15 protein-coding genes and 1 pseudogene are annotated in these 14,342 nt (G+C 59.2%); 13 read left to right on the forward strand and 3 right to left on the reverse strand.

Annotated elements, in window-relative coordinates; translation table 11 throughout:
- Positions 1-232: 232 nt before the first annotated feature.
- The 3 genes from FHR27_RS04205 to FHR27_RS04215 form a co-directional block, all read right to left on the reverse strand.
- A complete protein-coding gene (locus FHR27_RS04205) occupies positions 233-1,156 on the reverse strand; it encodes a sulfurtransferase (protein WP_179537879.1) in 924 nt (307 codons plus the stop codon).
- Positions 1,157-1,254: 98 nt separating this feature from the next.
- Positions 1,255-2,199: an aliphatic sulfonate ABC transporter substrate-binding protein gene (locus FHR27_RS04210; protein ID WP_197077073.1), complete on the reverse strand. Its 945-nt coding sequence runs from the start codon at positions 2,197-2,199 to the stop codon at positions 1,255-1,257.
- 277 nt (positions 2,200-2,476) lie between these two features.
- Complete coding sequence (locus FHR27_RS04215; RefSeq protein ID WP_179537881.1) at positions 2,477-3,055, reverse strand: Maf family protein; 579 nt, start codon at positions 3,053-3,055, stop codon at positions 2,477-2,479.
- Between the two features lie 111 nt (positions 3,056-3,166).
- Here FHR27_RS04215 and FHR27_RS04220 point away from each other — a divergent pair, with 111 nt between their 5' ends.
- The 13 genes and pseudogenes from FHR27_RS04220 to FHR27_RS04280 all read left to right on the forward strand — a co-directional run bounded on the left by FHR27_RS04220 (position 3,167) and on the right by FHR27_RS04280 (position 14,323).
- Positions 3,167-3,694, forward strand: a complete 528-nt coding sequence (locus FHR27_RS04220) for a YceD family protein (RefSeq protein WP_042556700.1) — start codon at positions 3,167-3,169, stop codon at positions 3,692-3,694.
- A gap of 12 nt (positions 3,695-3,706) precedes the next feature.
- Positions 3,707-3,889: a 50S ribosomal protein L32 gene (gene rpmF, locus FHR27_RS04225; RefSeq protein WP_025167420.1), complete on the forward strand. Its 183-nt coding sequence runs from the start codon at positions 3,707-3,709 to the stop codon at positions 3,887-3,889.
- A gap of 3 nt (positions 3,890-3,892) precedes the next feature.
- The gene (gene plsX / locus FHR27_RS04230; RefSeq protein WP_179537882.1) at positions 3,893-4,909 is read left to right on the forward strand and encodes a phosphate acyltransferase PlsX; all 1,017 of its coding nucleotides are present in this window, start codon (positions 3,893-3,895) and stop codon (positions 4,907-4,909) included.
- A 99-nt stretch (positions 4,910-5,008) separates the two neighbouring features.
- Positions 5,009-5,947, forward strand: coding sequence for an ACP S-malonyltransferase (gene fabD, locus FHR27_RS04235; protein ID WP_179537883.1), 939 nt, complete (start codon positions 5,009-5,011; stop codon positions 5,945-5,947).
- A gap of 14 nt (positions 5,948-5,961) precedes the next feature.
- Positions 5,962-6,705 (forward strand): 3-oxoacyl-ACP reductase FabG, encoded by a 744-nt coding sequence (gene fabG, locus FHR27_RS04240; RefSeq protein ID WP_042556697.1) that lies wholly within the window; start codon positions 5,962-5,964, stop codon positions 6,703-6,705.
- Positions 6,706-6,897: 192 nt separating this feature from the next.
- Positions 6,898-7,134 (forward strand): acyl carrier protein, encoded by a 237-nt coding sequence (gene acpP / locus FHR27_RS04245; RefSeq protein ID WP_003245177.1) that lies wholly within the window; start codon positions 6,898-6,900, stop codon positions 7,132-7,134.
- A 213-nt stretch (positions 7,135-7,347) separates the two neighbouring features.
- Positions 7,348-8,592, forward strand: coding sequence for a beta-ketoacyl-ACP synthase II (gene fabF / locus FHR27_RS04250; protein WP_179537884.1), 1,245 nt, complete (start codon positions 7,348-7,350; stop codon positions 8,590-8,592).
- Positions 8,592-9,404 carry an aminodeoxychorismate lyase gene (gene pabC / locus FHR27_RS04255; RefSeq protein ID WP_042556695.1) on the forward strand — a complete coding sequence of 271 codons (813 nt, stop codon included), beginning with the start codon at positions 8,592-8,594 and terminating at the stop codon, positions 9,402-9,404. Before fabF ends, pabC begins: the two co-directional genes overlap by 1 nt.
- Before the next feature lie 3 nt (positions 9,405-9,407).
- Positions 9,408-10,472: an endolytic transglycosylase MltG gene (gene mltG, locus FHR27_RS04260; protein ID WP_042556694.1), complete on the forward strand. Its 1,065-nt coding sequence runs from the start codon at positions 9,408-9,410 to the stop codon at positions 10,470-10,472.
- Positions 10,469-10,766, forward strand: a pseudogene (tmk, locus tag FHR27_RS04265) (dTMP kinase); the annotation flags it as partial. The gene mltG and the pseudogene tmk, both read left to right, overlap by 4 nt.
- 611 nt (positions 10,767-11,377) lie before the next feature.
- Positions 11,378-12,421 carry a hypothetical protein gene (locus FHR27_RS04270; protein ID WP_179537885.1) on the forward strand — a complete coding sequence of 348 codons (1,044 nt, stop codon included), beginning with the start codon at positions 11,378-11,380 and terminating at the stop codon, positions 12,419-12,421.
- Between the two features lies 1 nt (position 12,422).
- The gene (locus tag FHR27_RS04275) at positions 12,423-13,640 is read left to right on the forward strand and encodes a hypothetical protein (RefSeq protein WP_257026811.1); all 1,218 of its coding nucleotides are present in this window, start codon (positions 12,423-12,425) and stop codon (positions 13,638-13,640) included.
- Positions 13,637-14,323 carry a hypothetical protein gene (locus tag FHR27_RS04280; RefSeq protein ID WP_179537886.1) on the forward strand — a complete coding sequence of 229 codons (687 nt, stop codon included), beginning with the start codon at positions 13,637-13,639 and terminating at the stop codon, positions 14,321-14,323. The genes FHR27_RS04275 and FHR27_RS04280 overlap by 4 nt, the downstream gene beginning before the upstream one ends.
- Positions 14,324-14,342: the final 19 nt, after the last annotated feature.

Below are 14,342 nucleotides of genomic sequence, written 5' to 3' on the forward strand. Positions count from 1 at the left end.
TTGTCCGTTGGGTGGAATTGGGCAGGTAGTGATCGGGGGCACATCCCGGATATCGCTTCGCTCAGCGCCGGCTACGGGACCCGTCGAGGACGCCCATGAAAAATCGCCGGGAGCGATTTTTAACGTCGCTTGCGACGGCCCGTAGGGTGGTCGCCATGGATGGCAGGCCATGAAAAAGGAGCGGACGCCATGCCTGGCGCGTCCGCCCCGTCAAAGGGTGTTCTGCCGAGGGTTACTTGCCGCCCCAGACCGTGCCGGCGACGTTGACCACGGGTACGCCGACGGCATTGCCGTATTCTGTCCAGGAGCCGTCGTAGTTGCGCACGTCGTAGCCGAGGATTTTCTTCAGGGCGAACCAGGTGTGGCTGGAGCGCTCGCCGATACGGCAGTAGGTGATGATCGGCTTGCTGCCGTCGATGCCCACGGCGGCGTAGACTTTCTTCAGCTCTTCAGCGGACTTGAAGGTGCCGTCGGCAGCGACTGCCTGGCCCCATGGAACGTTGACGGCGCCCGGCACGTGGCCGGCGCGCACGGCCAGTTCCTGAACGCCCTGCGGGGCGAAGACCTTGCCGTTGTATTCGTCGGCGGAACGGATATCCACCAGTTGCGCGTCGCTGCGTTTTTCCGCGGCGGCCAGTACGTCCGGTAGGAAGGCGCGCAGCTCCTTGTTGGCAGCCTTGAGGGTGACGTTGCCGTTGCCCGGGCTGCTGGCGCGGTTGCTCAGGGTGCGTTTTTCCGCTTCCCATTTGACTCGCCCGCCATCGAGCAGCTTCACGTTCTCCACGCCGTAGACATCGAACACCCAGGCGCCCCAGGCGGCGAACCAGTTGTTGTTGTCGCCGTAGAGAATGGTGGTGGTGTCGTTCGAAACACCGGATTTGCGCAGCAGGCTCTGCAGGGCTTCCTGGCTGGCGATGTCACGTTTCACCGGATCGACGAGGTCGCTGTGCCAGGCCAGGTTGACCGCGCCGGGAATATGGCCGCGCTCATACACGCCAGGCACCACGCTGACTTCGATGATGCGTACTTTAGGATTGTCGAGGTTCTTCTCCAGCCAGTCGGTGCTGACCAGAAACTCGCTGGCCGCCCAGGTGGGCGCTGAAAGCAGGCTGGCGACGGCGATCACGCCGGCGCCGAACAGGGAACGAATGTGCATGTGAGGCTCCTTTTCATCTGATGCGATAGGCGTTGTTGGGGCTGTGTCGTGGCAGTTCTTATTGATCGTCCTGGCCCTCCCTGCGATGCGCCCTGCTGTCAGCGCTTCTCTGGTGCCCAGGTGGCGACGTCCACGGCATCCACTGGCGCGGGCAGCAGGCCTTCCTTGTAGAAGGCGTCGGCGATCTTCTGCTGCTCGTTGAGGCTGCCCGGCAGCACGGCGCGAACCTGATAGCTGCGGCGTGCGTTGGCTTTCTCGACGATGGCCGGGTCCAGGTTGCCCCACAGCGGGCCGAGCAGCTCGGCGGCTTCACGAGGGTTGCTGCGTACCCAGTCGCCGGTCTTTTCCAGCTCGGCGAATACGATTTCCAGCACCTTGGGGTTGGCTTTGGCGAAGCGGGTACTGGTCAGGTAATAGCGCTGGTAGTCCGCCAGGCCCTCGCCATCGGCCAGGGTGCGGGTCGGCAGTTGTTGCTGGGCGCCGCTGAGGAAGGGCTCCCAGGTCACCCAGGCATCCACGCGTTTGTTCTCGAAGGCGGCGCGGCCGTCGGCGGGTGTCAGGTAGGCGGGCTGGATATCGCTGAACTTGAGGCCGGCCTTGGCCAGTGCGGCGATCAGCAGGTAATGGCTACCGGCGGCTTTGGTGACGGCAATTCGCTTGCCCTTGAGGTCGGCCAGGGTCTTGATCGGCGAGTCTTCGCGCACGATCACCGCCTGGGCACCCGGCGAGGGGGCTTCTTGGGCGAAGTAGGTGAGCTCGGCGCCGGCTGCCTGGGCGAATACCGGTACGGTATCGGCGACGTCGGCGGACAGGTCGATATTGCCGACGTTCAGGGATTCCAGCAGCGGCTGGCCACTCGGGAATTCGTGCCAGCTGATGGTCACGTCCTGATCGGCCAGGGCCTTCTCCAGCGTGCCCTGGCTTTTCAGGATGCTGATCAGGGTCGAAGACTTCTGGTAGCCGATACGCAGGTTTTCAGCGTGGGCCTGGGGCAGGGCGAGCAGCAGGCTGGCGGCGATCAGCATGGGACGCAGCAGGGACATGGTAAGCCTCATCTATGGCGTGGCCAGCCACGGATGAGGCGGGTCACGGGACGGTCTGGGTTCAGCAGGGTGTCCGGTGATCCGGTAGAGGCAAACTAGGCGATCTAAAAAATACGAGGCCAATAATTTAAAGGAATTAGCTTAGATAGAATTGCAGGCAGGCCGATGCTTCAGCATTCACGCCGCCCTGAAAGCCTTGAGCTGGCGCAATGCCGGTATCCGAGTGGGGGCGTGAAGACGGCGTAGCCTGGCGTTTCAGTAGTTGTAAGAAAGCATTTCAGGGTACCTGTAAGCCGGCGACGTCGAGCATCTCGACCAGGCGGATCAGGGGCAGGCCGATCAGGCTGTTGACGTCGGCACCCTCGGTGCTGCGGAACAGGCTGATGCCCAGGCCTTCGGCCTTGAAGCTGCCAGCGCAGTCGTAAGGTTCTTCTGCTTTCAGATAGCGCTCTATCTGCTCTGCGCTCAGGGTGCGAAAATGCACCGTATAAGGAACGCAATCGACCTGGCAGGAACCGTCGCGGCTGTCGAGCAGCGCGAGGCCGGTAAGAAAGCTGACGCTCCTGCCGCTTGCCGCACTGAGTTGTGCGTGGGCGCGCTGGTAATCGTGGGGTTTGCCGAGTATCTGCCCATCGAGCACGGCGACCTGGTCGGAGCCGATGATCAGGTGCGAAGCGAAACGCCCGGCCAGCGCCTGGGCTTTTTCCCTGGCCAGACGACGCACCAGCGCCTCAGCGGACTCGTCAGGCCGGCGCGATTCATCGATGCTTGGCGCAGCCCACTCGAAGGGTTGGCGCAGACGGTTCAGCAGCTCGCGGCGGTAGGGGGAGCTGGAGGCGAGAACCAGGGATGACATCGGCGTTGACCTGGTGTGCAATGGGCAGAGAATTCTAGCTGTCGGCAAAGGGGCTGGACAGGCGGAATTTCCTTTGACAGCGCACGGTTGCATCCATAGAATGCGGCGCCTATGTCAAATGGCCCGATTCCACCTCACGTTGATCCACGCAAACTCGCCGATCGTGGTGCCACCCTTCAGGGTGAGTTACTGCTGGCCGATTTGTCGCGGCTCTGCGACCCTCTTGCCGATAATGGCGGCAACGTGCGCGCGAAGTTCGTCTTCGAGCGTGACGAGCGCCATGCTGTGGTCATACACAGCCAGCTGGAGGTCGAAGTCAAGATGGTTTGCCAGCGTTGTCTGGATCAGGTCACCTTACCGATCCTCAGCGAGTGTGATTACGCTGTGGTGAAGGAAGGCGCGAATACCCAGTCCGTGCCGCAAGGCTATGACGTACTGGAAATGGGTGAAGATCCTCTGGATCTGCTGGCATTGGTCGAGGATGAGCTGTTGCTCGCCTTGCCCATCGTGCCGGTTCATGACCCGAAAGATTGCCAGCAGCCGGCGGGCCTTGATGAGCCCGAATCGAGCGAGGACGGGGTGACGCGGTCCAACCCGTTCAGTGTATTGGCACAGTTAAAGCGTGACCCAAACGTTTAGGAGTTTACTAGTATGGCTGTTCAGCAGAACAAAAAATCCCGTTCCGCCCGTGACATGCGTCGTTCGCATGACGCGCTCGAGGGTAACGCTCTGTCCGTAGAGAAGAGCACCGGTGAAGTTCACCTGCGTCACCACGTATCGCCGGAAGGCGTTTACCGTGGTCGCAAAGTGATCGACAAGGGCGCTGACGAGTAAATCTTGTCCGCTCCGATCATCGCGATTGATGCAATGGGTGGGGACTTCGGTCCCCACTGCATTGTTCCAGCCAGCGTCGCCTGTCTGGCCGAGTTCCCCTCGCTGCATCTGGTCCTCGTTGGCCAAGCCCCCCTTATCGAAACCCTGATCGCTGGAATTCCCGGTGTCGATCACTCGCGCCTGCGCATCGAGCATGCTGCCGAGTCAATCGATATGGGCGAGCGTCCAGGCCAGGCCCTGCGCGGCAAGCCGGACTCCTCCATGCGCGTGGCCCTGGAAATGGTGCGTGATGGGCGGGCTCATGCCTGCGTGAGTGCGGGTAATACCGGTGCGCTGATGGCTCTGTCGCGGCATGTGCTCAAGACCCTGCCGGGTATTGACCGGCCGGCGATGATCGCGGCCATTCCGAGTCGCAATGGCGTTTGCCATCTGCTCGACCTGGGCGCCAACGTCGACTGCACGGCCGAGCATCTTTGTCAGTTCGCGATCATGGGGGCGGTGGCTGCCGAGGTGCAGGGCATGGCGTCGCCGCGGGTGGGTCTGCTCAATGTCGGCAGCGAGGAAACCAAGGGCAATCAGCAGGTCAAGCAGGCCGCTGCGCTGCTCGAAGGCATCGAGGGGCTCAACTATGTCGGCTTCGTCGAGGGCGACGGGTTGTATCGCGGCGATGCCGATGTGCTGGTGTGCGACGGTTTCGTCGGTAACGTGCTGCTCAAGTCCAGCGAAGGGCTGGTGACCATGATGGTGTCGCGGTTCGAGGCGCTGTTTCGCAGCACGCTGCTGGGGCGCGTGGCGGGTCTGCTGGCGTTGCCGCTGCTGCGTCGTCTGCGTGGCGAGCTGGCGCCTGCGCGGCACAATGGTGCGAGTTTTCTCGGCTTGCAGGGCATCGTGGTGAAGAGTCACGGCAGTGCCGGGCCGGATGGTATAAAGAGCGCCATTCGCCGGGCAATGACCGATGTACGGGAGAATTTGCCGCAGCGACTGAGTGGTCGGATCGAGCACTTGATCCGTAATATGTGACCACTTGCGATGGGCAGCCATCCAAAATTTCAGTTTTCGAGCGCTTGCCGAAGGGTGAGCGTTAATTTTCGACGAGAAGATCACTAAGGGAACCGTTCCATGTCTGCATCCCTCGCATTCGTCTTTCCCGGTCAGGGCTCGCAAGCGCTGACCATGTTGGCCGGACACGGCGCAGAGCACGCGCTGATCCTCGATACCTTCGGCGAAGCTTCGAGCGCCCTGGGCTATGACCTGTGGGCACTGACTCAGCAGGGCCCGGAAGAGCAGCTCAATCAGACCGACAAGACCCAGCCGGCGATCCTGGCTGCTTCCATCGCCTTGTGGCGTCTGTGGCTGGCGGAACGTGGCGCGCGCCCCGCGTTCGTCGCCGGGCACAGCCTGGGTGAGTACAGCGCGCTGGTCGCTGCCGGTTCCATCGGCTTCGCCGAAGCGGTGAAACTGGTCGAACTGCGTGGTCAGCTGATGCAGCAGGCCGTGCCGGCCGGGCAGGGCGGTATGGCAGCGATCCTCGGTCTGGAAGATGCCGACGTGCAGGCTGCCTGCGCTGAAGCTGCACAGGGCGAAGTGGTCAGCGCGGTGAACTACAACGCGCCTGGTCAGGTGGTCATCGCCGGTTCCGCGGCCGCCGTGGCTCGCGCCGTCGAGGCCTGCAAGGCCCGTGGCGCCAAGCGTGCGCTGCCGTTGCCGGTCAGCGTGCCGTCGCACTGCGAGCTGATGCGTCCGGCTGCCGAGCGCTTCGCCGAATCCGTCGCCGCCATCGCCTGGCAGGCGCCGCAGATCCCGCTGGTGCAGAACGTCAGCGCCGATGTGGTGGCCGATCTGGACACCCTCAAGCGCGACCTGCTGGCTCAGTTGTACAGCCCGGTACGCTGGGTCGAGTCGATGGTTCGCCTTGGCGAGCACGGTGTCACCGATCTGGTCGAATGCGGCCCGGGCAAAGTGCTCTCGGGTCTGAACAAGCGCTGTGTCAAGGGCGTCAACACGCACAACCTCGACACCCCCGAGGCCTTTGCCGCTGCGCGCGCCGCACTGGCCTGAACTAGGAGAATGCTATGAGTCTGCAAGGTAAGGTTGCACTGGTCACTGGCGCAAGCCGCGGCATTGGCCAGGCGATCGCCCTGGAGCTGGGTCGTCAGGGTGCCGTGGTCATCGGTACCGCTACGTCCGAGGCCGGTGCCGAGCGCATCGCCGCTACCCTCAAGGAAAACGGCATCGAAGGCACTGGCCTGATGCTCAACGTGAGCAACGACGAATCCGTCGCGGCCACCCTGGAAAAGATCCAGAAGGATTTCGGTCAGGTTCTGGTGCTGGTCAACAATGCCGGCATCACCCGCGACAACCTGATGCTGCGCATGAAAGACGACGAGTGGTATGACGTCATCGATACCAACCTCAACAGCCTCTATCGTTTGTCGAAGGCTGTGCTGCGCGGCATGACCAAGGCGCGTTTCGGGCGTATCATCAACATCGGTTCGGTGGTGGGTGCCATGGGCAACGCCGGCCAGGTGAATTACGCAGCGGCCAAGGCTGGCCTCGAAGGTTTCGGTCGTGCGCTGGCCCGTGAGGTTGGTTCGCGTTCGATTACCGTCAATGCGGTGGCACCGGGTTTCATCGACACCGATATGACCCGTGAATTGCCGGAAGCGCAGCGCGAAGCGCTGCTGACACAGATTCCGCTGGGCCGTTTGGGGCAGGCGCAAGAGATCGCTAACGTGGTTTCTTTCCTCGCTTCCGATGGTGCAGCTTACGTCACAGGGGCTACTATCCCTGTGAACGGCGGGATGTACATGAGCTGAATACGGGCGATGCCATCGGCGAACGTCTTCGATCCGATACAAACTTGGTAGCAAAATTGCTGGTTTGCATGAAGGGTCGTCGAGGTATTTCCGTGGCCGCCATCGGCTTTCAGCTTGAAAAGCCGAAAACCCTTTCTATACACTTGCCGGCACAACCAGCTGGCTGGATTTGTCCAATAGGAGTGACAACACGTGAGCACCATCGAAGAACGCGTCAAGAAAATCGTTGCCGAGCAACTGGGCGTGAAGGAAGAAGAAGTAACCAACAGCGCTTCCTTCGTTGAAGACCTGGGTGCCGACTCTCTTGACACCGTTGAGCTGGTGATGGCTCTCGAAGAAGAATTCGAGACCGAGATCCCGGACGAACAAGCCGAGAAGATCACCACTGTTCAGGAAGCAATCGACTACGTTACTGCTCACGCTCAGTAAGCAGTTCGTCGCTTCCCGAATTGGAAAAGCCGCACGTCTGTAAAGGCGTGCGGCTTTTCTTTGACGGCTCGCTGTAGATTCAAGAGAAACGCCAGCGGCGTTTTTTCGCTCGGGTGAAACTGCACGCCGAGCCAATCGCCAGATGATCAATGCCTGGGCAAAGGCTTGCCAGGTGCATCGAGGCGTCGAAAAACCTGATAAGAGGAGATTGCTGTGTCGCGTAGACGCGTCGTGGTTACCGGTATGGGCATGTTGTCGCCGCTGGGTAACGATGTGCCGAGCAGCTGGCAGGGCATTCTGGCCGGCCGCAGTGGCATCGGCCTGATCGAACACACGGATCTTTCCGCCTTTTCCACTCGCTTTGGTGGTTCGGTAAAGAATTTCGATGTCGAGCCGTATCTGTCCGCCAAAGAGGCGCGCAAGCTCGACCTATTCATTCAGTACGGTCTGGCGGCCAGCTTTCAGGCGGCGCGCGATGCCGGCCTGGAAATCACCGACGCCAATCGTGATCGTATCGGTGTGGCCATGGGCTCCGGCATCGGCGGCCTGACCAACATCGAGAACAACTGCAAGTCGTTGCAGGAGCAAGGGCCGCGGCGTATTTCGCCGTTCTTCGTGCCTGGCTCGATCATCAACATGATTTCCGGTTTCCTGTCGATCCACCTGGGTCTGCAGGGCCCCAACTACGCCATCGCCACCGCCTGTACCACGGGTACCCACTGCATCGGCATGGCGGCGCGCAACATCGCTTATGGCGAGGCCGACGTGATGATCGCCGGTGGTGCCGAAATGGCTGCCTGTGGCCTGGGCATGGGCGGCTTCGGAGCGGCTCGCGCACTGTCCACCCGCAACGACGAGCCGACCAAGGCGAGCCGCCCGTGGGACAAGGGACGTGATGGCTTCGTGCTGTCCGACGGCGCCGGAGCACTGGTGCTCGAGGAGCTCGAACACGCCAAGGCCCGTGGCGCGACCATCTACGCCGAGCTGATCGGTTTCGGCATGAGTGGCGACGCCTTCCACATGACCTCGCCACCCGAAGACGGTGCCGGTGCGGCGCGCTGCATGGCCAACGCCCTGCGCGATGCCGGTATTCAGCCGTCGGACGTGCAATACATCAACGCCCACGGCACCTCGACCTCGGCTGGCGACAAGGCCGAAGTGGCGGCGATCAAGTCGGTGTTCGGCGATCATGCTCACGCCCTTGCCGTCAGCTCGACCAAATCGATGACCGGTCACCTGCTGGGTGCAGCGGGGGCGGTGGAGGCGATCTTCAGTGTGCTGGCGCTGCGTGATCAGGTAGCACCGCCAACCATCAATCTGGATGAGCCGGACGAGGGCTGTGACCTGGACTTCGTGCCGCACGAAGCACGCAAGATGCCGATCGAGGTGGCGCTGTCCAACTCCTTCGGGTTCGGTGGTACCAATGGCTCGCTGGTATTCCGCCGGTACGCTGATTGATGCTCACCTGGGTCGATGGCCGGCTGGCCACGTCGCTGCCCCTCGTGGACCGCGGCCTGGCCTACGGTGACGGCCTGTTCGAGACCATGGCCGTGCAGGGCGGTCGCCCGGTACTGCTGGAGCGCCACCTGGCACGGGTTACGGCAGGCTGTGCACGGCTGCGCATCGATCTGGATGCCGCGCGCCTGCGCAGCGAGCTGTCGGCCTTCTGTGCCGAGCTGGGGCAGGGCGTTGCCAAGCTGATCGTCACCCGCGGTGATGGCCAGCGGGGGTACGCTCCATCTGCCGGATCACCACGACACATCCTTCAGGCTGGCGCCATGCCGGCTTACCCGCCGCAGCACGGCGACAACGGTATTCGCCTGTTTCCCTGTGAAACCCGCCTCGCCGAGCAGCCGCTGCTGGCCGGCCTCAAGCACCTCAATCGCCTGGAGCAGGTACTGGCCCGCGCCGAGTGGCAGGACGCCGAGCACGCTGAAGGATTGATGCGCGATGTGTCGGGGCGGGTGGTCGAGGCGGTGTTCAGCAATCTGTTCCTGGTGCGTGATGGCGTGCTCTCGACTCCCGAGTTGAGCCGCTGCGGCGTGGCCGGGGTGATGCGTGCCGAGCTGCTGGAGCAGGCGCAGGCCCTGGGTGTCAGCTGCCAGGTGGGCGATGTGCAGATGGACGAACTGCTGGCCGCGGATGAAGTCTTTCTCTGCAACAGCCTGTACGGCGTGTGGCCGGTCCGCGAGTTGCAAGGCCGTCACTGGCCGGTCGGGCCGCTCACCCGTAAACTGCAGGGCATTGCTCGTCATCTACTGGACTGCTGATTCGTGATTCGCAAATTACTGTTGCTGCTGGAAATTGCCGTGGTGCTGGCCGGTCTCACCCTGGGCTTCGTGGCCTGGCAACAGCACCGCGCCCTCGAGCAGCCTCTGGCGCTCGGTGAGGAGCGCCTGATCGAAGTGCCTGTCGGTGCCACGCCTGGTGGCGTGCTCAATCGCCTGGAAGCGGACGGTGTGATCGACGGTGCACTGTGGTTGCGCCTGTACTGGCGCTTCAACCTGCAGGGCCAGCCGCTGCACAGCGGTGAATACCGCCTGACCCCCGACCTGCGCGCGCGTGATCTGCTCGACCTGTGGCGCCGCGGTGAAGTGGTGCAGTACAGCCTGACCCTGGTGGAGGGCTGGAGCTTTCGTCAGGTGCGTGCAGCGCTGGCGCGTCAGGACAAGCTGGAACTGACCCTCAGTGAGCTGAGCGATGCCGAGCTGATGGCCAAGCTTGGCCTGCCGGGCCTCAACCCCGAGGGGCGCTTCTTCCCCGATACTTACCGCTATGTACGCGGTATGAGCGATGTGGATCTGCTCAAGCAGGCTCACAAGCGTCTGCAGGTGGTACTCGACGAAGAGTGGGCGAACCGCGCCGATTCTCTGCCTTACAAGGATCCCTACGAGGCGCTGATCATGGCCTCGATGATCGAGAAGGAAACCGGCGTGCCCGAGGAACGTGGCGAAATCGCCGGGGTGTTCGTGCGGCGCCTGGCCACCGGCATGCGCCTGCAGACCGACCCGACGGTTATCTTCGGCCTCGGTGAACGCTACCAGGGGCGCATCACGCGTGCCCATCTGCGTGAGCCAACGCCCTACAACACCTATACCATCGACGGCATGCCGCCGACGCCCATTGCCCTGGTCGGCCGTGAGGCGATCAATGCGGCGCTGCACCCCGTGCCGGGCAAGACCCTGTACTTCGTCGCCCGTGGCGACGGTAGCCACGTCTTTTCGGAAACCCTCGACGCGCACAACCGTGCCGTCCGTGAATATCAGTTGAAGCGCCGTGCGGACTACCGTTCCAGCCCTGCGCCAACTCCCCAGAACAGCGATAAGGACAACCAGTGAGCGGCTTGTTTATCACCCTGGAAGGCCCCGAGGGCGCCGGCAAGAGCACCAATCGGGAGTACCTGGCGGCGCTGTTGCGCGAGCAGGGCGTCGATGTGCTGCTGACCCGCGAACCCGGCGGCACCCCGCTGGCCGAGCGAGTACGCGAGCTGCTGCTGGCGCCCAGTGACGAACGCATGGCCAGCGATACCGAGCTGCTGCTGGTGTTCGCGGCACGCGCCCAGCATCTGGCCCAGGTGATCGTGCCGGCTCTGCAGCGTGGTGCGGTGGTGCTGTGTGACCGCTTCACCGCCATGTTAATTTTCTTTTTGGTAGGGCGTAAACCTGTCAAAGGTCATCTCGCCGCGCCGCCTGAAAATTTCATCATCGCCTGAAAGCCCCATAGTTACTGAGCTAATCTGTTCATCGGCTTGCTGATATATCTCATTATAGCCATGAGCGTTTCGTAAATGTAAACCCCTTATGAAGAAAATGTTTAGCACACGCAAAACGTAAACCCCCGCCTCCTGATTTGCCCCTGTACTCTCTCCGTTTGTGATCATTTTTCGCCCAGAACCCCCGTATTTAAAGGGCTGAAATAGGTTTACGTTTTTGTTTTTCCTCTGGTCAGGCTCGTGATTTCCACGTTCACTACGCTGCTCTTCTCTTCCAGAAAATGACCGTCTGTTTCCGCGATTGCATCCAGTAGAGCTTGTGCGGTTCAAGGTCACCTCGTGCGAAATACTCCGAAAACACGAATTTCTGATCAGTCAATTGAACCAACCTCGTTGGCTTGAGTGAACGTTTTGGGATACCTTTTGATGGCAGGAAGCCATCTATAGAGCAGGACGCACGCTCCAGGCCTAGACAGCCGCCAAGCTCGATCTCCGTGCTTTCTGCGCATCCAATTTGCGACAGGAATGATCATGTCAGGCGGTGAAACCGATAACATTGCGAAGCTCGCAGAGCTCGTATCCAGCGATATTTTCAGCTTCTTTCGATGGGAAAAGGTTGGCCCCAACAACCTGAATTTCGTCTGTGCGAAGAAAGAAATACACGCGCCTCAGAAGACCAAGACGGAGCATACGCACCCTGGTGACGTAGTGTTCAAGTATGCAGATCCGTACCTCAATAAGAGTGTCATTCTGCATACCGACCTGAAGAGCTACGCGGTTGGGTCAATCAAAATGGCCGAGATCAAGAAGGCCCTGAAGTCCCTAGGGAAAACCATTGATTGCGCTCGTGTGTCTCCAGAGTGGCAGGGCCGCTACCACCTTAATAAACGCGAAAAGATTGAAATCCGAGGAATGTTATTCGTTTTCAACCACGATGATGAATATGACAAGGATTTCTACGATCACTTCAAAGATTACAACGGCGAAAGCCTCAGCATCAAAGACGGTCAGCAGATACATATTGTTGAGCCGTCATTAATTAACTACCTGAATACTATTTTGGTGGATATAGACTCACTAAGGGCTGCAGGGACATTTCCTAAAGATAACTACACATTCTACTATCCTGATCAGGTGATGCATAAGGCGGGTGGGGAGTATTGGGAGCGTGCAGCGACTGCAGAGTTAATCGCCTCTCCGTATTTCATTATTCACCATAAGGCAGTCAGAACCCTTTGCGAGAAAACTGATACGTCGGTGGAAAGCTATGGCGAAGGCTATGTGATTTATTATCGGCGCGATGGTGCCACTGAAATCGAGTTTAGATATTTATTTGACGCCCTTTCTCGGTTTCAAATGCTGAATGCGGACAAAAAGCACAGCATTCGCATACGTGTTGCAAATCGCTACCACCACTCTAGTATTATTAGTAATTTTAATGCGGCTATTAATAGCTATGTGAGCGAATGGGGGGATGATGAACATCGCCTACATAAGTTGCAGGCGATAAAGCTTGATATTATAAAGCACGTAATACCAAATTATAAGCCAGAAGCAATTGGGTGGAGGGGTTAATATGCGCATGGGTAGTTTGTTCTATGCTTCTGATAAGGCTATTTATGATGCGCTCACCCAAAGAAGTTTAACGGCTGCTGAGATGCGAAAAGTTTTTCTGTCTAGGGGGATTATTATATCCAACGAGTCGGATAGAAAATTTTTAGCTCGGCGATTCAGTGCTTTGTTTCACGACTATCACGATTATCGCAATATATCTCTCCTTGTGGGTGGGCGTGAAGGTCGCGAGAAGACAACAAGTGTTGTTGTGACCAGTAATGTTTCTAAGGAGACCATTACAGATGCTTTGGCGTCCGTGAAAGAATGGCTGAATGATGACCAGCATGAGCTTGCTGAAGTTTCAGTAGTCGGTGATCAAATAAAATTCTCGGTCAAATATCAGAAGCTTGACCTTACTCAGGCCGAGTTTCGTCAAGTGGTTGAAAAAACTGCTGAGGTTACAATAGAGAAGCAGGGAAGTGGCTGGAAGATTACTGGCCCGATGAACGAAAAGTTCAAGCAGATCACAGAGCAGCTGTACTCTCAGATTGAAATTGCGACGGACGAGGAGGTTGCAACGCGGGCGATCTCGCTAGCTGGGGTTGCTGATCCGGCCATCCGGACAGGATTCTTACGTAACCTTATTCGTAATTTAAGAGATATGGTGGTCGAGGATGTAATCGACGTATCTACCTTCAACCCAAGTGATCGGGATGATGACGATCTTGATCTGAGTGATGAGGCGTTGGAGATCGAGGAATCGATAGAGGTAGAAACCCCATCTGAGATCACGCGCGCAACTGCATCCCTACAAGCCTCAGAATCCTCGCAACCTCACGATCCCGGCGCTCAGCTAAGCGAAGGTCAGGCCCCGGCACCGGTGCTCAAATCCCACAAAGTCATCAGGATCGAGAAGGCCTCCCTCAAAGGCAAAGGTGTTTTGGAGTCAAAACAGCTGCTGGAGCTGGAAGGGCATGGGTTCTACTTGTGGAAGATCCGCTGGACAGCGCGTGAGAAGCTTGTGGGGTCAGAGATCGTCGAGTTCGAAGCTCAATTTGGAAACCAAGCGTCCTACAGTGACTTCTCTTACATCGTGAAAGGTGTTTACAACTACCACAACGGTAGCTACGCAAAGAATCGTGTGCGAGCAAGCCCCGTGGTAGAGGAGAAATTCAAGGCTAAGCTGGAGCAGGCAGCTCAGAAGACGCTGGATGACATCGAGAAGGGACTCGGCAGATGAAGGCGAAGCGCTTAAAGCTTTGGGTGTTGACTGCTGAGGTTGGCTTTCAGGAGCTGGTGCGCGGGCTGCTGCTGCTTCCATTCAATGAGACGAGCCGAATTGGTTTTGAGCCGATTGAAGTACTCGATGGAAGGGCAACGATTCGGTATCACGAGCAGCGCGATATCACGCAGTCATTCGTGAACCCGCTAGGCGAGACCGTGGAGTCCAACTACTCAACCTACGTTAGCTTCGAGATGACAGTTGAGGGGCTAGGGCAAGATCGCTTCTCGATTTGCATGCGTATGCCCCCTAAAGACCTCAAGCCTTTCGTGGAGCTGATGAGGCTCGCTATTGGGGGGGCTTTCGCACTTGAGGTGGTTAGGCCCAATATTGCGGCATTCTACGAGCAACTACGTGGCAATAAGAGGTTCACCAGGGTCATGGCTAAGCGCATCGTGTCGGGGGCTGTTAGCTTCGATATCGAGAGCAGCTACCGGGTCGACATCACGTCGACGAGTAATGCTATGGCGAAGCTGCTGGAAATCACCGCAGGTCGCGCTGCTCCTATCGACAAGATCAAGATCGCCTACCAATACGACCACAACCCTGTCCTGGTCGACCTTTCGAAGTCTGGCTCCATTGCCGTATCGCTAGATGATGATGAGCATCTGCACTACCTGACCAGCCTGCTGATTAAGTAGTGCCTGCAAGGTCTTGAGT

Origin of the sequence: Pseudomonas flavescens (genome assembly GCF_013408425.1) — a bacterium.
GTDB classification, from domain to species: domain Bacteria; phylum Pseudomonadota; class Gammaproteobacteria; order Pseudomonadales; family Pseudomonadaceae; genus Aquipseudomonas; species Aquipseudomonas fulva_A.

Excerpts from the sequence above, each read along its gene's own strand:
- FHR27_RS04205 (WP_179537879.1), bottom strand. The coding sequence starts at position 1,156 with ATGCACATTCGTTCCCTGTTCGGCGCCGGCGTGATCGCCGTCGCCAGC.
- FHR27_RS04210 (WP_197077073.1), bottom strand. The coding sequence starts at position 2,199 with ATGTCCCTGCTGCGTCCCATGCTGATCGCCGCCAGCCTGCTGCTCGCC.
- FHR27_RS04215 (WP_179537881.1), bottom strand. The coding sequence starts at position 3,055 with ATGTCATCCCTGGTTCTCGCCTCCAGCTCCCCCTACCGCCGCGAGCTG.
- FHR27_RS04220 (WP_042556700.1), top strand. The coding sequence starts at position 3,167 with ATGTCAAATGGCCCGATTCCACCTCACGTTGATCCACGCAAACTCGCC.
- rpmF (WP_025167420.1), top strand. The coding sequence starts at position 3,707 with ATGGCTGTTCAGCAGAACAAAAAATCCCGTTCCGCCCGTGACATGCGT.
- fabD (WP_179537883.1), top strand. The coding sequence starts at position 5,009 with ATGTCTGCATCCCTCGCATTCGTCTTTCCCGGTCAGGGCTCGCAAGCG.
- fabG (WP_042556697.1), top strand. The coding sequence starts at position 5,962 with ATGAGTCTGCAAGGTAAGGTTGCACTGGTCACTGGCGCAAGCCGCGGC.
- pabC (WP_042556695.1), top strand. The coding sequence starts at position 8,592 with ATGCTCACCTGGGTCGATGGCCGGCTGGCCACGTCGCTGCCCCTCGTG.
- FHR27_RS04270 (WP_179537885.1), top strand. The coding sequence starts at position 11,378 with ATGTCAGGCGGTGAAACCGATAACATTGCGAAGCTCGCAGAGCTCGTA.
- FHR27_RS04275 (WP_257026811.1), top strand. The coding sequence starts at position 12,423 with ATGCGCATGGGTAGTTTGTTCTATGCTTCTGATAAGGCTATTTATGAT.
- FHR27_RS04280 (WP_179537886.1), top strand. The coding sequence starts at position 13,637 with ATGAAGGCGAAGCGCTTAAAGCTTTGGGTGTTGACTGCTGAGGTTGGC.